The following is a 15,260-nucleotide window of genomic DNA, read 5'->3' as shown; positions in this document are numbered from 1 at the left end:
GCTAGATGTGATGGATAATTGAAGATTCTGATAACTGGGGGATTGGGATTTATTGGAAGTCATCTATGTGATAAATTAATAAAAAATAATGATTTAACGATTATTACAAAATCAACTTCAAAAATACAAAACATCTTAGCTCCTTCTAAAATCAATATTGAAAAAATTGATATCACAAATTTTTCCACTGTTGAAAAAATCATAAAAAAAAATTCCCCAGAAGTAATCATTCATTTGGCTGGCCAAACATCTCATTCACAATCTTTTGAAAATCCACTTTATGATGTAGATATTAATTCTAAATCCACTTTGTTTATGCTTGAAACCATGAGGAAGCTAAATTTGAATTGTGAATTTATTTTAGGTAGTACTTTTGTAGTCGTTGGTAAGCCAAAGAAATTACCTATTAATGAAGAATCTCCTTGTCAACCCACTACAATCTACGGTGCTAATAGACTCTTGAGTGAACATTATTGTAAAATATATCACGATGTGTATGGTTTAAAGACAAAAATATTTAGAATTACTAATTCTTTTGGACCTAGAGAACAGATAACTGCTAACAAAAACGCAGTTAATTTTTTGATTCACCAAGCATATCTTAATAATAAAATACAAATTTATTTTAGTGGTAAATTTTTTCGCGATTTAATCTATGTTGATGATGTTGTCTCAGGAATCAAAACTGTATTAAAAAAAGGCAGGTCTGGAAATCTATACTGGATTTCATCAAATACAAAAACCTGGTTTTATCAATTAGGAAATTTACTTCACCAACTAACTGATGTTGATGTAAAATACATCGATCCTCCACCATATACCAAAAAAACCGATGTTGGAAATTTCATTGTTGATAATTCAAAATTAAAATCTCTTGGATGGAAACCAAAAATATCTGTTAAAGATGGTATAGAAAAAACAATTGAATACTTCAAAAACAATACTACATTTTCTGGATAAATCTTTCAAATGAGGTAAAACTAAATGTCTTAAGAATTTCTTCCATTCTTCTTGGAGTTTTTTCTAAATTATGATATGTTACAAAATGGTCCTTCATATTTAATTTAATTTTAGGCATGTATTCTGGTGTAAGCTCCCATGAATGAATATAAAATGTAGCTGGAATTTCTTCATTCTCAGCATTTTTGATAGCATTTTTTGTAATGATTTTAGGTAATATTCGTAAATAGAAGCCACCTGCAGCAGGTATTTTTTTACCTAAGAGTTTGGTAGTTAAAAGAGGAAATTCCATTATTTTTCCATTTGGATCATTTTTTTCAATTGACGAACTTGAAATTTTATATGGTTTGTAATCTGCATCGGGTATTCCGTACATACTTGTTTTAACAGGAACAATACTACTGTCATATTCATAATTAAATTCATTCAAAGCATCAATAACCCATGAGCTTTTTTCATTTAAAGAAAATGTTGGCGCACGAAAACCTTTTGATTTTTTATTTGTTAAATCAGAAAATACTTTCAATTCATCATAAAATTTTTCCTTAAAATTTTCTGAATCAATTCTAGTGTGATGCATAGTATGAAAGGCTATTTCATGTCCGTTTTCTAGAATTTTATCCAAAATCTCAATTTTATACTCCAATAACTCTCCTACCACAAAAAATGTTGCAAAAGTATTGCACCTTCGTAATAATTCCAGAATTTTATCAATTCCATTAATTACTTTAGGAACTTTTTTTCTAGAATTAATCACAGGTTGTATTAATTCTGGATGATACCAATCTTCAAAATCTATTCCTAAAATATTCATATTTTCATTTTACAAATTAACTAAATAACACTATCATTTTTTTATTAATGGTTTATTTTTTTAATTACTCTTGCAGGATTGCCTACTGCAATACAATATTCTGGAATATCTTCTGTTACTACACTACCTGGTGAAATTATTGAATTACATCCTATTTTTACTCCTGCAAGCACAATCACTCCTGGATTTAGAACGACTCCTGATTCAATTGTCACATTTTCAACTTTTCTTGGATAGTGATTCTTTTTTAAAAATAAATTTGCCGTTGGGTTGGAATGTGCAAATATCATACAATTTGAACCCAGAGTTACATTATCACAGATTTTAATTAAACTTGGATAGATTAAATCTAGTTGTACATATGGACAAAAATGACAATTTTCTCCAATTTGAACGCCTCTCATACGTTGCATTTTTTCAACAAAACTGGAAACTGGGGATGAATAAGCTAATGAATGTAAAATCCACGATCTTAGGATTTTTAATTTAAGGCGAAATCTTCCAAAACCTCCTTTTAGACCATAATATTCCATTATTTCTGCCTCATTCATTGATAAAGCATCATTGAATTCTTTTTTTTCCATTAATCAAATCAATCAATTTTCATATCGGTATAACCTTTTTGCATAAAATTTTTGAGTAAATTAATCACATCAAATAATTATTCAAAAATCTTTAATTTAGATAAAACTCCGACGAAATTACATGAATGAAAAAAAATTGTCATATTATATGAATAAATCAAAAAGCATTATTCCAAATTCTTTTGAGAAAAAATTACGAATAGCAATTTTAGGTAGTTTTACACTTAATGGATTGGATGAAACATTACGCGTTAAGTGCTCAGAGGTTAAAATTGGCTGTTCTACCTATGTTGGACCTTATGGCCAATATCAGCAGGAGATTTTAGATCATACAAGTAATTTGTACAAATTTTCTCCAAATATTACATTTTTACTTTTAGATGTCAGAAACTTGTTAGGAAATTATTTTTATTTTCCGTATACTGTTTCTGAGGATGAAAGAAAAGAAATTATAAATCATAAATTTGATGAACTTTGTAATCTAATAGAAAATTTCAAACATAATTCAAACTCTAAATTATTCTTATCAAATTTCACGATTCCAACATTTTCTCCCTATGGGATTTTTGAAATGAAAATGAATTATGGTTTGCAAGAAATGATTTTTGATATAAATTCTAGACTTAAAAATTTTGCAAAAGAAAATGATTTTCTATATTTGTTTGATATGAATAGATTTTTTAATTTTTATGGTGAAAAAAATGTTTTTGATTATCACCAATTTTTTGTAGGCGACATTAAGATTTCATTAGATCACATTCCATATCTCGCACATGAATTAATGGGCTTCATCAAAGCGGTAATGGGTTTGAATAAAAAATGTATTGTTCTAGATTTAGATAATACCTTATGGGGAGGAATTATCGGCGAGGATGGATTTGAAGGAATACAATTAGGTCCTGATCAGAAAGGTAGAATGTTTGTTGAATTTCAAAATATTTTATTATCATTTCATCAACGTGGAATAATCCTAGCAATTAACAGTAAAAATAATTTTGATGATGCTATTAAAGTTATAAAAGAACATCCATACATGGTACTCAAAGAAAATAATTTTTCATCAATGAAAATCAATTGGAATGATAAAGTCAGTAATATGAAAGAAATTTCTAATGAGCTAAATATTGGTTTAGACAGCATTGTGTTCTTTGATGATGATCCCACAAATCGTGAACTAATGAAATCAATGATTCCAGATGTGTTAACTGTAGATTTACCCCCAGATGCAGCTCAATTTTCAAAAATTTTATCCATGATGAATGATTTCAATTTACTTAAAATAACGTCAGATGATCTCAATCGTGGTAAAATGTATTCTGAACAAAGACTTCGGAATGAACTTCGCCAATCCACTACAAATCTTGATGATTTTTTAAAACAACTTGACATTAAAATCAAATTTTTACATCCAGATGAATTTACCATACCAAGAATTTCACAGCTTACTATGAAAACAAATCAATTTAATCTAACAACAAAACGATATCAAGAAGAAGAAATTGGGCAAATGTCAAAATCAGAAAATTATCTTGTAGGATGTGCTCAAATTATTGATAAATTTGGTGATAATGGAATTACGGGTGTTTATATTGTAAATAAAGAAAATAATGACGAATGGGTACTGGATACATTCTTGCTGTCTTGTAGAGTTATGGGACGACGTGTTGAGGATGGAATACTAAGCCATATTCTTATGACAGCTAAAACGCAAGGAGTAAAAAAAATCAAAGGTAAATTTATTCCAACCAAAAAAAATAAACCAGCAGAAGATTTTCTAAAAAATTATGGTTTTACTAAAGAAGAAGATTTTTGGATTTATTCTTTAGATAATGAGATAAAAATTCCAAAACATTTGGAGATGTCTTTACAATAATGTCTAAAAAATTATTCGAAATTTTATCACAGGTATTTTCAGTACCAATTTCAGAGATTAATGACGAATCGAGTCCTGATACAATTGAAAAATGGGATTCATTTAACAGTCTTGTCTTAATTGATGAATTAGAGAGTGCATTTAATCTAAAGTTTACTGTTGCAGAAATGACAGATACGCATTCAGTAGCAGACATAAAACGACATTTAAAAAACCGTGGTGTCTCCTTGGATGAATGAAACTTACAAAAAGTTTACACTAAATGAATTAGCTATAGGCCAAAAAGAACAATTTGATGTTTTAATTACCGAGTCCCTGATTAATCAATTTGCTGAAATATCTGGGGATTTTAATCCACTACATATGAAATCCGAATATGCAAAACAAAATGGTTTTGCTGGTAGAGTATGTCATGGAATGCTATTATCGTCATTTTTTTCCAGATTGGTTGGAATGTATCTACCAGGAATTCATGCTTTATATTTTTCTCAATCTCTTAATTTTAAAAATCCTTGTTACATAAATGATAAAATCACAATAGAAGGGGAAATATTAGATAAAAGTGACGCTAGCAAAATTTTAACTTTAAAAACAATAATAAAAAAAGATTCGGGAGAAATAGTTGTAGAAGGAAATGCCAAAGTAATAGTGAGAAACCATGTTTGATGGAAAAAGATTTTTGATTTCTGGTGGAAACAGCTCTGTTGGAATTGCTATATCTGAATTACTTTTACAAAATGGAGCACATTTGGTTTTACTCTATAATAAAAATCGGAATAATATTGATACACTTTTAACGAAAAATCAGAATTTAAAATCAAAAATAAATACCCTTCAAATTGATTTAATGGATGAATCTGAAATCAAAGATAAAATTCCTACATTAGTAAAAGATTTTCCGATATCTGGATTCATACATTCTGTGAGCCTTCCCCTATCGATGAAAAATATTACCGACTTAACTTGGAATGATTTTCAAAGGCAGTTTGATCTACAATGCCGTTCATTCTTTACCTTGCTTTTAGAAATTTTACCTTCAATGAAGGAGCAAAAATATGGTAAAGTAATCACTATTCTAACAACTGGTGTTATTGGTAAACCTCCTAATAATATGTCTGATTATATTGTTGGAAAATATTCGCTTTTAGGATTAACAAAAACACTAGCTGGTGAATTGATTCGGTTTGGAATAACAATTAACTCGATTTCTCCTCCTATGATGGACACTCCTCTGACTGAAAATTTACCAAATGCATTAAAGAAAATTATTTCTAGTCAAAATCCTTCTGGTAAATTAGCTGATTCTAATGATATTGCACCAGTAGCTCTTTTTTTGAGCTCAAAACTTTCTGATAATATTTCTGGCGAAAACATAATTGTAGGATCTGGTCAAACTATGCATTAATCATGATTGAAAATTTTGGAATCGGAATTGATATAATTAATGTTTCACGTTTCCAAAAACAACCTTATGAAAAAAAATCATCATTTTATCGTAAGCTATTCTCGCCCTCCGAAATAAAATATTGTTTAAAATTTAAAGATCCATACCAAAGATTTGCAGGAAAGTTTGCCTTAAAGGAAGCAGTCAAAAAATCAATCAAGGAACCTATAACTTTTCTAGAAATTGAGACATATCATAAAAATTCTAAACCCTGTATAAGATTGACAGACAAGTATCATAAAAAATACAGATTATTATGCTCCATTAGTCATGATAGCGGGATTGCTTTAGGCATAGTAATTTCTGAAAAAATAAATTAATCATCTACAAGTACTGATTTTTTTGCAATTCTACTTAATTTTGAAATAATGGAATTGAATCCCTTATTTAATAATCCTGGCATAACATTTTCAGGCACAAAAATTTCATCGGGAAAGTTTTTTATTAATTCTTTATCTGATATGATTTTCTTTTTTTCAATTTCAAAATATTTTTCTGCTATAATTTTTTTATTTTTAAAAATAAATATCTCTACTTTCAATTTTGTTATGAAAAATCCTTTAGAGCAATAATATGCCCACACTAACACTTCTACTAAAATTAATGCCAGTCTAATTTTCTTATATGTTTCTTTAGAATATCTTGTAAGAAGACAATATTTTCTATTTCTTTCTAACCAATAAAATTTTCTTGCACTCCATTTTAATGAATAACTTTCAGCATGAAAAACCATTGATTTAGGAACATAAAATGAGGGTATTCCTAACTGTGCTGCTCTCCACCCCAAATCTAAGTCATCATGATACAAGAAAAGGAATTCATCAAATAGATCTAATTCATCAAGAATTTTGGCAGATGTAAATAGACATGTTCCTGAAGCATATCCTATTTTTTCTACTTGCTTTCTTTTATCAAAATCCTTAATCCCTTTATCTCTTGCAAAACCAAATCCAAAAATATGAAGCAAATTTCCTGTGCTTTGAAGAATATCTTTTTCATATAGTGATAGAATTTTTGGCTGATATAATCCACTTCCAAATTTATCATATGCGGTTATAAGCTCATTTAACCAATTTTCATCCACAATTGTATCTGGATTTAATATGACGATGAAATCTCCTTTTGCATTTCTTATGCCTATGTTATTTCCTTCACAATATCCGTAATTTTTTTTATTTTCAATTAGGCAGATCTGGGGAAATTCTTCTTTACATCTTATGTGACTTTTATCAATCGATAGATTGTCAACAACTATCACCTCATAATTTTCATAGTTAGTTTTAAAGACAGATTCAACACAATTTAGTAGTAAGTCCCCTGCATTATAATTTAAAATAATAATACTTATTTTTGGATTCATTTAACTTACTAGTTTTAACATCAGTATTTATTAATAGATCAAAAATAAATTGTTCAATTAAAATAATATTTTTGTTCCTTCTCCTAAAAGAAACTGTTTCTCTCCATCTTTCTCAGTTTTTGTTTTAATGGAAGAATTTTTTGCGATAATGCTATTCCTAATTTGCAATTCACTATCTATATCGCAATTTGACATTACTATAGTGTCCCTAATACTACACTTTGAAATTTTTGTTTTATCACCTATGCTTGTATTTGGACCAATCCTTGCATTAGATATCTCACAATCATCACCTACTATAACAGGACCTTCAATTTGAGTATCTTTTTTAATGACGGTATTTTTGCCAACAAAAATTTTTCCAGATAACTTTACACCTTCCTCTTTAATTCCATAAAAATACGGTTCTAAGTTATTTAATACAGTCTTATTTGCATGAATAATATCTTCTGGAGTTCCAGTATCCTTCCAATAGTCTGTTACAATATTGTACGAAATTTTTTTTCCCTCATCAAGCAACAATTGCAGGGCATCTGTTATCTCAAATTCATTTCTCCATGATGGTTTTAATTTTTTAATTACTTGAAAAATTGATTCAGTTAAAAAATAAATCCCCGTAACAGCAAGATTTGATGGAGGATTCTTTGGTTTTTCAATTATTTTTTTAATCCTCCCATCATTTACATCTGCAATTCCGAATCTTGTAGGATTGTCTACCTCACATAATAAAATAGAAGCATCATTATCTGATTTTGAAAACTCATCAACAAGCCTGTTAATTTTTTTCTGGATTAAATTATCTCCCAAAAAAACTATGAATTTATCTTTGCTAACAAAACTTTCACATAATCCTACTGCATGAGCAATTCCCCTAGGCAAATCTTGCTCAATATAACTAATTTTTACACCAAATTTTTCTCCACTACCGTAATACTCTTTAACTTTTTCAGAACCATTCCCTCCAATTATTATGGCTACATCTATAATACCTGCATCCCTAAGAGATTCTAAACAATATTGAGACATGGGCTTATTAGCAATCGGGAGTAATTGTTTAGGTCCTGTATGGGTTAATGGTCTAAGTCTGGTTCCATGTCCCCCATGTAATATTATGCCTTTCATATTTCTAGGTCATTAACTCCATTCAAGTTTTCCAAGGTGAAGAAGTCAATACATTAAGTCCTAATTCCTTCCACCATTCAACATTTGTTAGATACCAATTAACCGTTAATGCTAAACCTTTTTCTAATGAGGTAAATTCCTTCCATCCTAGATTTTTTCTAATTTTTTCTGAATTCATACTGTATCGAAAATCATGCCCTGGCCTATCTTCAACAAATTCAATCAAATCTTCTGATTTGTTCATTATTGATAAAATATTTTTAATAATTGCTAAATTATCTACTTCATTATTTGCAGATATATTATATGTCTCACCACTATTTCCATTTTTCATGACATCTATAATGGCATTACAATGATCATTTACATAAATCCAGTCTCTAACGTTTCTACCATTTCCATATATTGGAATTTTTTTTTCCTGCTTTGCTAATAGAATAACCTTTGGAATTAGTTTCTCTGGATATTGTTGTGGACCATAGTTATTTGTACATCTAGTAATCAAGCAATCACAATTGTATGTCTTGACATATGACTTAATCAATAATTCAGCAGATGCTTTTGTTGCTGCATACGGACTTGATGGATTAAACACCGAATTCTCATTGGCTGTGCCACTTTGTAAGCTACCGAACACTTCATCAGTTGATATTTGAATAAATCTCTTTTCTGTATTCTTTATAATCTCTAATATGTTAAATACTCCATATGTATTTGAATCAAAAAATGGTTTAGCATTTGCAATACTTCTATCAACAAATGATTCTGCTGCAAAATTAACAATAATGTCACAACCGTTAATCAATTTTTTCATCAGATCGTGATTGCAAATATTTCCTTTGAAATAACTATATTTTTTTGAATGGGCGACTTTTTGTACATTTTTCTGGTTTGAACCATAAAATTCGGAATCTACATTTACTACTTGATGTTCAGAAAACTCTTCTAATATTTTATTGATAAAATTACTTCCAATAAATCCTAATCCTCCTGTCACTAAAATCTTCAATACACCTGTAAATTTTTTCATCTTAATAAAATCTTGTACTTAAGAATTCAATCTTAAGAAATACTCCAAACTTTTTATGATGCAATAAATCTAATCATAACAATGATTGAACCCTTTTCAAAAAAATTAGAAAAATATTCGACAAAAGATGTTTCTGATAGTCATGTTAACGGCTCTTTAACTGTAATATGGAGAGATTGGGATAAAATCATCTCACATGATCCAAAAATGGTTTATGTTAGTTCTGTTAATCCTGGAGAAATAAAAGGCCCACATATTCACACACAAAGAAATAGTTTTTTTACTTGCATACACGGAAGAGTAATTTTCATTATTAAAGACAAAAATAATACATATTTAGAAATTGAATCAAGTGAGGATGAACCTGTAATGGTCTTTGTTCCTAAAAACTTTGCATCTGCACACATAAATTTATCAAAAAATATCTCTCGTGTTTTAACACTTGCTGATGTCGCATGGAGACCAAATGATAATGAGATGATAAATACACAATTTACAGACTATGATTTTAACAAATGGAAATAACTTTATCTAAAATAATTTATAATCAAATTCTCTATTACAATCCGATACGATAAACAATGAACCCAAATATTTTATTTTTAGTTATTGATTCCTTTAGAGCAGATAAATTTATTGGAATAAACAAAACATCAGTAACTCCAAATCTTGATTATTTAATAAAAAGTGGTACTTATTTTAAACAGGCTATTTCCTCATCTGATGCTACTTTGGTTTCTGAAGCTAGTACATTTACTGGTTTGTTCCCAATTAAAAGCGGAGTTCGTTCACATAAATTTAACAAAATTCGTAAAGATGTAAAAACATACTTTCAAATTTTTGGTGATCTGAATTACAAATTTTACGGATATTTTCCACAAGTTGCTATGGCCATTGGATTATTACCTAACTTTGAAAATTCTGATAAATCATACGCTCGTCATCCTACATTGGTTGACGGTGCAGGAAAACGGATAATTGAAAAACTACAATCTGGAAATATGAATAATCCTTGGTTCTTTTACATACATTGTATGGATTTACATTTTCCTATTTCAATTCCATCAGAATTTGATAATAAAAAGTTTGGAACGACAAAATACGATCGACAAATATCTGCAATTGATTTCTGGATTGGGAAGATCATAAAGTGTATAGATTTAAAAAACACATTAGTCGTGATTACCGCTGATCATGGATCTTATAATAAAGAACTTTATTTTGATAATAACGAGATAAACTTTGGATCCAATTCCGGAATACAAAAATATTCAACGTTTCTTGGAAGTCGAACACCTAAAGTCCTAATTCCCTTACGTACAAAAATTTTTGTTATTCTGGAAAAGATTAGAAAAAAAAGGAAAATTAAGAAAATTGAAAAGCTGAATCTATCTCCTCATGAAAAACGTAATTTATTAAATCAGCGAGGGGATACTGATAGATTTGTTTATGATGATTTATTCCGAATCCCACTCCTACTTGTAGGTCCAGGTATTCAAGAAGGAAAAATTATTTCTCAACAAGTACGAAGTATCGATATTTGCCCTACAATTTCTCATATTCTTGGTCTACCAAATCGTGATGATGAAATCGATGGTCGCAGTTTAATTCCATTCATTAGCGGTGAAAAAACAGATGATCTGATAGCATTTATGGAAAGTGAACCGTTACTCGATCTCAAATCAAATAATGTCATCGGTATTCGTACGCCAGATTTCAAATATTTCCGTGATCGATTTAATCCCAATAAATTAGTTCATCTTTATGATTTAAGGGACGACCCAAATGAGAATAATAATCTTGCTCGATTTAATCTAGAAAAGGTTTCTGAATTGGAAAAAATATTGCAAGATATTACAAAAAATTATGTTTTCACACGTGATAATTCAATCAACGTAAAGGAAGCCGAAAAAATAGAATCTGAACTAAGAAAATTAGGATATATCTAAAACAATGTTTTAAATTTAAAATGAACAAACTAAAATTAACTGTATTACTGAGATGACTACGCTAATTATCGTTGAAGATTTTTTAGATATAGAACAGCTAAATTCAAAAAACCATTTTTACAAAGCAGATAAAATTTTTACTTTGAATTTTCAATCTCATAATAAACTTAATGAAATGAACATTCAGCATGAAATTGGAGAATTATTACTATCAAAAGAAGATAAGATAAAAGCCTTCGATACAACTATTTCATTAAAAACATGGTATAGGAATCATCCTCATCTTTCTGAATTAACATTACAAAATTTAAACATAATTGAAATATTTGATTCTAATGAATTACAACAATTATTACTTGACACAATAACAAAATTGTTGACTATAAAAGAAATAATCAAAAAAAATAATCCCACAAGAATTTTGGCATCTGAAACTATTGGAAGATTTATACGCTCTATTCCGTTTTCTAGCAGTATTCATTTAGATTTATTTCAAAAATCAAATTATAATTCACTATTTTTTGACAAGTATCAAATACATTATAAAATTGGTCCCATACCACTAACTTTCAATTTAAGTCGTAATACATTAATGAAATTAAAAACATGGTATGAAAAAATCATCGCAGTAAATTATAATTTGTTTAATTATAAAGAGCATCAAAAAAAAATTTTATTTTTAGAATTTGATCCAATAAAATATGAAGATCTGTTAAATGAATTAAATAAATTAAATATTACTCCTGTTTTATTGAATAGAAGGAAGTCTGCAATTTGGAATTCAAAAGCAATTTCAATTATTAAAAAATATGATTGTAAATTAATTAACGAGTCATATTTCCTTCCACAAAAAAAACTATTTAATGAAACTGTTAATAATTTAAAAATGAAATTAGAGAAATTTTGGACAAATACAGAATTTTTTGATGAAATGTTTACAATTGATGACTGTCATTTTTGGCAAACTCTGGAGGAAACTTTGAAAAGAGTATATCAAAAACGATTAGAGGAATATGTAAAATTAATTATAATTTCCAATGGTTTACTAAATAAATTTCATTTCAATTGTATTGTATCGTTATATGCTACAGGCGAAACTGAAAATGCAATATTAAAATTGAATAATAATCGTATTTCTAATATATTATTAGAACATGGTTATGCTAATTTTGTTGATGAAGTTTCAAGATATGATGTTTTACACATGTATGATGTATTTATGGATAAAATTGGAGTCTGGGGAAAAATAGAAAAAGATTATCTTACTGATTGTAGAAAAATTAGTGAAAATAGAATTCTTCTTACTGGAAATCCTAGGCATGACATATTTTTTAGGACAAAACGTAATTTATCTATTAAAAATAGAGTTTTGATAATTCCCTCTCCTATCGTTAATTATAGTGGGTTAACAGACACCGATACTTATCTAAGATATGATAAAATTATTAAAAATTTAATGTCCATACTTAACAAATATCATATTGATGTTATAGTAAAGCTTCATCCAACTCAGGATTCGTCAAATAATTTTATAAAAAATATTTTCCTTCAAATTAATAAAAATATCAAAATTTATCATATGTCTTCTATCCTTGATCATTTAAAAAACGTTGACTCAGTTATTCACATAGAACCTCATGGAGTTGGATTATCGACATCCATCTTGGAATCCTTAATACTAAATATCCCAACTATGAATATTGTAATAAAAAATGAAATATATCAATTTGATTGTGTTAAAAAAAATGCGATTTTATCATTAAAGGATATAGATATTGTTGATGAAAAAATCCATAATTTTCTTTTTGATAAAAAACTGAGAAAAAATCTTATTAAAAATGGACAAAATCATGTGTTCGAATATTTAGCAAATCCTGGGAAGTCATCAATAGAATTTGCTAAAATCTTAAAATTGTTGGCTAATTAATTCTGTCCTACTTCAAATTTCTTATGCCATAACCCATACTGATCTTGTTCAAATAATTCTGGATTGTACCATTTATCTAAAATTTCATAAAATTTCTTAACTGAAATATCTGCAAAAGAGCAAAAACCATCTACAATACCTTGATCAAGTACTCCATCAAGTTTTTTTACAATTGGTATCATTTCTTCTCTAGTTGTCATTCCGTAACGAATCCATCTCGATGCCATTTGTGTAGCTGACGCATGACCGTATTTTGTGTATTTAAGAAACTCACTTAGTAAGTATGTAATAGAATCAATTGAATTATAATCTTCAATAGTGTTTTCTTTTTTATACTCATGTCCTAAATGTCTAAAACCCCAGCGCTTAGCAATTTCAAAATTTCTATGTGAATTCCATGGTGTGAAATAACTTAAGTAAATCGGATTAAAGTTATGTTGTTTACAAAATTCTAAAGTTGGAATTCGGCTTGAATTCAATTCTTTTTTGGAGACAACTCCTTCATCAATAAGCTCATCATGAATTGGTTTAACCACATCATTTTTTGGTTGCAATAACGCTGAAGGAGTTTCTTCATCATACTTACCACCGTATGTATAATTCACATCTTCTCCATAGATTAATAATTCAAGATTTAAGTTAATGGTCATTTTTATTGGGAAAGCATAGATTAAAGAATCAACATACCATGTAGGAAACCCATATCTCTCAAATGTTATTTTTGTAATTTTTTTCAAGACATTTCTATTGGGAATGTGTGAAATAATATCACATCCAAAAGTTTCAGAAATGTTCTCTAAGTTTGATTTTCCAGTTTCTGTGGAATCAATATTACCTACAGTTAATAATACTGGATTCATCTTCATAACCTCTTTTATAAAATATACTTGAAAATGTGAATCTTTTCCACCAGAAATAGCTATTGCACAATCATAATCACTGTTTTTGTTCCTATATCTGTTACATAATTTTTCAAGCTGGTTTTTTCGCAAATTCCAATCTGTTGTTTTTTGTTTTTCAAAATTAATACATCCTGTACAAACCCCATTTTGAAATTTAATACCTGGTCTTGTATCTGGCATTAAGCATTTTTGGCAATACTTCATAATATTAGCAAGTTTCTTTAATATATGAAGTGTTCCTTCAAATAAGTAAATTAATTGTATAATCAGTATAGTTAATTGAAGTTTTTCTCAAATAACTTCTTTACAAATTCTTTATCTTCCTGGGAAAGTTCTGGTTTTTTATGATCATTAAGAATTTTTTTTCCAACTTTACGTCTTAAAGAAAGTGGTATAAATTTTCTAACAACATTTCTGCTTGCATCGTTCTGAATTAATGTTCTTGTGATTTGGTTTGATGCCATCCCAAATTCATTTTCATGTGTAATCTTTAATTCTATATGTTCCTTGATATTCAAAAATGTCCATAACTCATTAATTATTTTTTGGGGAGTTTTTATCCAATCTTTAAAAAATACCACTCTAAGATTTTCTTCCGAAAATTGTTTTTTCCAAGTTTCTATATGTGAAGTCAAACCATCATTATAATAATTAAAAATTTCATTACTTTCATAATCTCGTTTCATGGCATTACGAAATGAAAGTTTTTCATAACCCATTGACCAACGAGCTAACCATGCAGAATAAGCTCTGTCAACCGGATCCCTTACTGTGATGATGATTTTCGATTCAGAATTAAAATCATAAATTAGTTTTGGTGCCGATGGACTTGAATAATATGTGACAGAAGCATCACCTATTGCAATAGCAGGCCCTGCGTCCCTAAAAATTTCTAAATAGTCACTAAGATTTTTTGGACCTTGTATTCCATCCTGTGGCTCTTTAATAAAATAGTGAATTTCTTTTTGTGGAGGTATGTATACATCAGGATGTTGGTTTAGATAATTAGCTAAAGTTGTTGTCCCAGCACGTGCCATGCCAACAATAAAAAAATTTGGTTTTTTCATCGTTTGTACATCCTAACCTCAACTAATAATTCCAATTACTAAATCATAATAATAAAAATATTGGAATTCTTTCATTGTTTCTAAATTATTATTTATACGTCATTAATTGTGTTTTTTACTTAAATATTACTTAGATAATACTAAAATAAAATTTCGTTTTTTTATCAAAAAATTATTCAAATATTGTATAATGTAAAATTTTTTAAAAAAGCTCATTAAATTGGTTAT

16 protein-coding genes are annotated in these 15,260 nt (G+C 28.4%); 9 read left to right on the top strand and 7 right to left on the bottom strand.

Annotation, left to right across the window (positions count from 1 at the left end):
• Positions 1-18: 18 nt before the first annotated feature.
• Entirely contained in the window at positions 19-960 is a 942-nt protein-coding gene (locus DWQ18_09330) for an NAD-dependent epimerase/dehydratase family protein (protein ID RDJ33329.1), read from the top strand.
• Here DWQ18_09330 and DWQ18_09325 read toward each other — a convergent pair.
• Positions 944-1,774, bottom strand: coding sequence for a DUF3473 domain-containing protein (locus DWQ18_09325; GenBank protein RDJ33328.1), 831 nt, complete (start codon positions 1,772-1,774; stop codon positions 944-946). The genes DWQ18_09330 and DWQ18_09325 overlap by 17 nt on opposite strands.
• A gap of 44 nt (positions 1,775-1,818) precedes the next feature.
• On the bottom strand, positions 1,819-2,358 hold the full coding sequence (locus DWQ18_09320) for an acyltransferase (GenBank protein ID RDJ33327.1): 540 nt from the start codon (positions 2,356-2,358) through the stop codon (positions 1,819-1,821).
• A gap of 121 nt (positions 2,359-2,479) precedes the next feature.
• On the opposite strand from DWQ18_09320, the gene DWQ18_09315 reads away from it, so the two are divergent.
• From DWQ18_09315 to DWQ18_09295, 5 genes are read left to right on the top strand one after another with little or no spacing between them, the layout of a single operon-like run.
• Positions 2,480-4,231, top strand: a complete 1,752-nt coding sequence (locus tag DWQ18_09315) for an HAD-IIIC family phosphatase (GenBank protein RDJ33326.1) — start codon at positions 2,480-2,482, stop codon at positions 4,229-4,231.
• Entirely contained in the window at positions 4,231-4,470 is a 240-nt protein-coding gene (locus tag DWQ18_09310) for an acyl carrier protein (GenBank protein ID RDJ33325.1), read from the top strand. Before DWQ18_09315 ends, DWQ18_09310 begins: the two co-directional genes overlap by 1 nt.
• On the top strand, positions 4,463-4,897 hold the full coding sequence (locus DWQ18_09305) for an enoyl-CoA hydratase (GenBank protein RDJ33324.1): 435 nt from the start codon (positions 4,463-4,465) through the stop codon (positions 4,895-4,897). Before DWQ18_09310 ends, DWQ18_09305 begins: the two co-directional genes overlap by 8 nt.
• Positions 4,890-5,636 carry an SDR family NAD(P)-dependent oxidoreductase gene (locus tag DWQ18_09300; GenBank protein RDJ33323.1) on the top strand — a complete coding sequence of 249 codons (747 nt, stop codon included), beginning with the start codon at positions 4,890-4,892 and terminating at the stop codon, positions 5,634-5,636. Before DWQ18_09305 ends, DWQ18_09300 begins: the two co-directional genes overlap by 8 nt.
• Before the next feature lie 2 nt (positions 5,637-5,638).
• Positions 5,639-5,995: a holo-ACP synthase gene (locus DWQ18_09295; GenBank protein RDJ33322.1), complete on the top strand. Its 357-nt coding sequence runs from the start codon at positions 5,639-5,641 to the stop codon at positions 5,993-5,995.
• On the opposite strand, the gene DWQ18_09290 is transcribed toward DWQ18_09295, so the two are convergent.
• From DWQ18_09290 to rfbB, 3 genes are read right to left on the bottom strand one after another with little or no spacing between them, the layout of a single operon-like run.
• Positions 5,992-7,035 carry a glycosyltransferase family 2 protein gene (locus tag DWQ18_09290; protein RDJ33321.1) on the bottom strand — a complete coding sequence of 348 codons (1,044 nt, stop codon included), beginning with the start codon at positions 7,033-7,035 and terminating at the stop codon, positions 5,992-5,994. The two genes, DWQ18_09295 and DWQ18_09290, sit on opposite strands and share 4 nt — an antisense overlap.
• A 57-nt stretch (positions 7,036-7,092) precedes the next feature.
• Positions 7,093-8,157, bottom strand: coding sequence for a glucose-1-phosphate thymidylyltransferase (locus DWQ18_09285; GenBank protein ID RDJ33320.1), 1,065 nt, complete (start codon positions 8,155-8,157; stop codon positions 7,093-7,095).
• A gap of 22 nt (positions 8,158-8,179) precedes the next feature.
• Positions 8,180-9,166: a dTDP-glucose 4,6-dehydratase gene (gene rfbB / locus DWQ18_09280; protein RDJ33465.1), complete on the bottom strand. Its 987-nt coding sequence runs from the start codon at positions 9,164-9,166 to the stop codon at positions 8,180-8,182.
• Between the two features lie 102 nt (positions 9,167-9,268).
• Here rfbB and DWQ18_09275 point away from each other — a divergent pair, with 102 nt between their 5' ends.
• From DWQ18_09275 to DWQ18_09265, 3 genes are read left to right on the top strand one after another with little or no spacing between them, the layout of a single operon-like run.
• A complete protein-coding gene (locus DWQ18_09275) occupies positions 9,269-9,712 on the top strand; it encodes a WxcM-like domain-containing protein (GenBank protein RDJ33319.1) in 444 nt (147 codons plus the stop codon).
• Positions 9,713-9,768: 56 nt separating this feature from the next.
• Positions 9,769-11,136 carry a hypothetical protein gene (locus DWQ18_09270; GenBank protein RDJ33318.1) on the top strand — a complete coding sequence of 456 codons (1,368 nt, stop codon included), beginning with the start codon at positions 9,769-9,771 and terminating at the stop codon, positions 11,134-11,136.
• Between the two features lie 52 nt (positions 11,137-11,188).
• Complete coding sequence (locus DWQ18_09265) at positions 11,189-13,063, top strand: hypothetical protein (GenBank protein ID RDJ33317.1); 1,875 nt, start codon at positions 11,189-11,191, stop codon at positions 13,061-13,063.
• Here the strand turns inward: DWQ18_09265 and DWQ18_09260 are convergent.
• Complete coding sequence (locus tag DWQ18_09260; GenBank protein ID RDJ33316.1) at positions 13,060-14,169, bottom strand: N-acetyl sugar amidotransferase; 1,110 nt, start codon at positions 14,167-14,169, stop codon at positions 13,060-13,062. The two genes, DWQ18_09265 and DWQ18_09260, sit on opposite strands and share 4 nt — an antisense overlap.
• 71 nt (positions 14,170-14,240) lie before the next feature.
• Positions 14,241-15,032: a sulfotransferase gene (locus DWQ18_09255; GenBank protein RDJ33315.1), complete on the bottom strand. Its 792-nt coding sequence runs from the start codon at positions 15,030-15,032 to the stop codon at positions 14,241-14,243.
• Between the last annotated feature and the right edge of the window lie 228 nt (positions 15,033-15,260).

It is taken from the genome of Thermoproteota archaeon (assembly GCA_003352285.1).
In the GTDB taxonomy this organism is placed as follows: Archaea; Thermoproteota; Nitrososphaeria; order Nitrososphaerales; family Nitrosopumilaceae; genus PXYB01.
Note: the sequence above shows the minus strand (reverse complement) of the source record. Positions and strands in the feature narration are given on the sequence as shown.

What these genes read in the sequence shown, in the direction of transcription:
- DWQ18_09325 (RDJ33328.1), bottom strand. Translation starts at nt 1,774, where the DNA reads ATGAATATTTTAGGAATAGATTTTGAAGATTGGTATCATCCAGAATTA.
- DWQ18_09320 (RDJ33327.1), bottom strand. Translation starts at nt 2,358, where the DNA reads ATGGAAAAAAAAGAATTCAATGATGCTTTATCAATGAATGAGGCAGAA.
- DWQ18_09315 (RDJ33326.1), top strand. Translation starts at nt 2,480, where the DNA reads ATGAATGAAAAAAAATTGTCATATTATATGAATAAATCAAAAAGCATT.
- DWQ18_09310 (RDJ33325.1), top strand. Translation starts at nt 4,231, where the DNA reads ATGTCTAAAAAATTATTCGAAATTTTATCACAGGTATTTTCAGTACCA.
- DWQ18_09305 (RDJ33324.1), top strand. Translation starts at nt 4,463, where the DNA reads ATGAATGAAACTTACAAAAAGTTTACACTAAATGAATTAGCTATAGGC.
- DWQ18_09300 (RDJ33323.1), top strand. Translation starts at nt 4,890, where the DNA reads ATGTTTGATGGAAAAAGATTTTTGATTTCTGGTGGAAACAGCTCTGTT.
- DWQ18_09295 (RDJ33322.1), top strand. Translation starts at nt 5,639, where the DNA reads ATGATTGAAAATTTTGGAATCGGAATTGATATAATTAATGTTTCACGT.
- DWQ18_09290 (RDJ33321.1), bottom strand. Translation starts at nt 7,035, where the DNA reads ATGAATCCAAAAATAAGTATTATTATTTTAAATTATAATGCAGGGGAC.
- DWQ18_09285 (RDJ33320.1), bottom strand. Translation starts at nt 8,157, where the DNA reads ATGAAAGGCATAATATTACATGGGGGACATGGAACCAGACTTAGACCA.
- DWQ18_09275 (RDJ33319.1), top strand. Translation starts at nt 9,269, where the DNA reads ATGATTGAACCCTTTTCAAAAAAATTAGAAAAATATTCGACAAAAGAT.
- DWQ18_09270 (RDJ33318.1), top strand. Translation starts at nt 9,769, where the DNA reads ATGAACCCAAATATTTTATTTTTAGTTATTGATTCCTTTAGAGCAGAT.
- DWQ18_09265 (RDJ33317.1), top strand. Translation starts at nt 11,189, where the DNA reads ATGACTACGCTAATTATCGTTGAAGATTTTTTAGATATAGAACAGCTA.
- DWQ18_09260 (RDJ33316.1), bottom strand. Translation starts at nt 14,169, where the DNA reads ATGAAGTATTGCCAAAAATGCTTAATGCCAGATACAAGACCAGGTATT.
- DWQ18_09255 (RDJ33315.1), bottom strand. Translation starts at nt 15,032, where the DNA reads ATGAAAAAACCAAATTTTTTTATTGTTGGCATGGCACGTGCTGGGACA.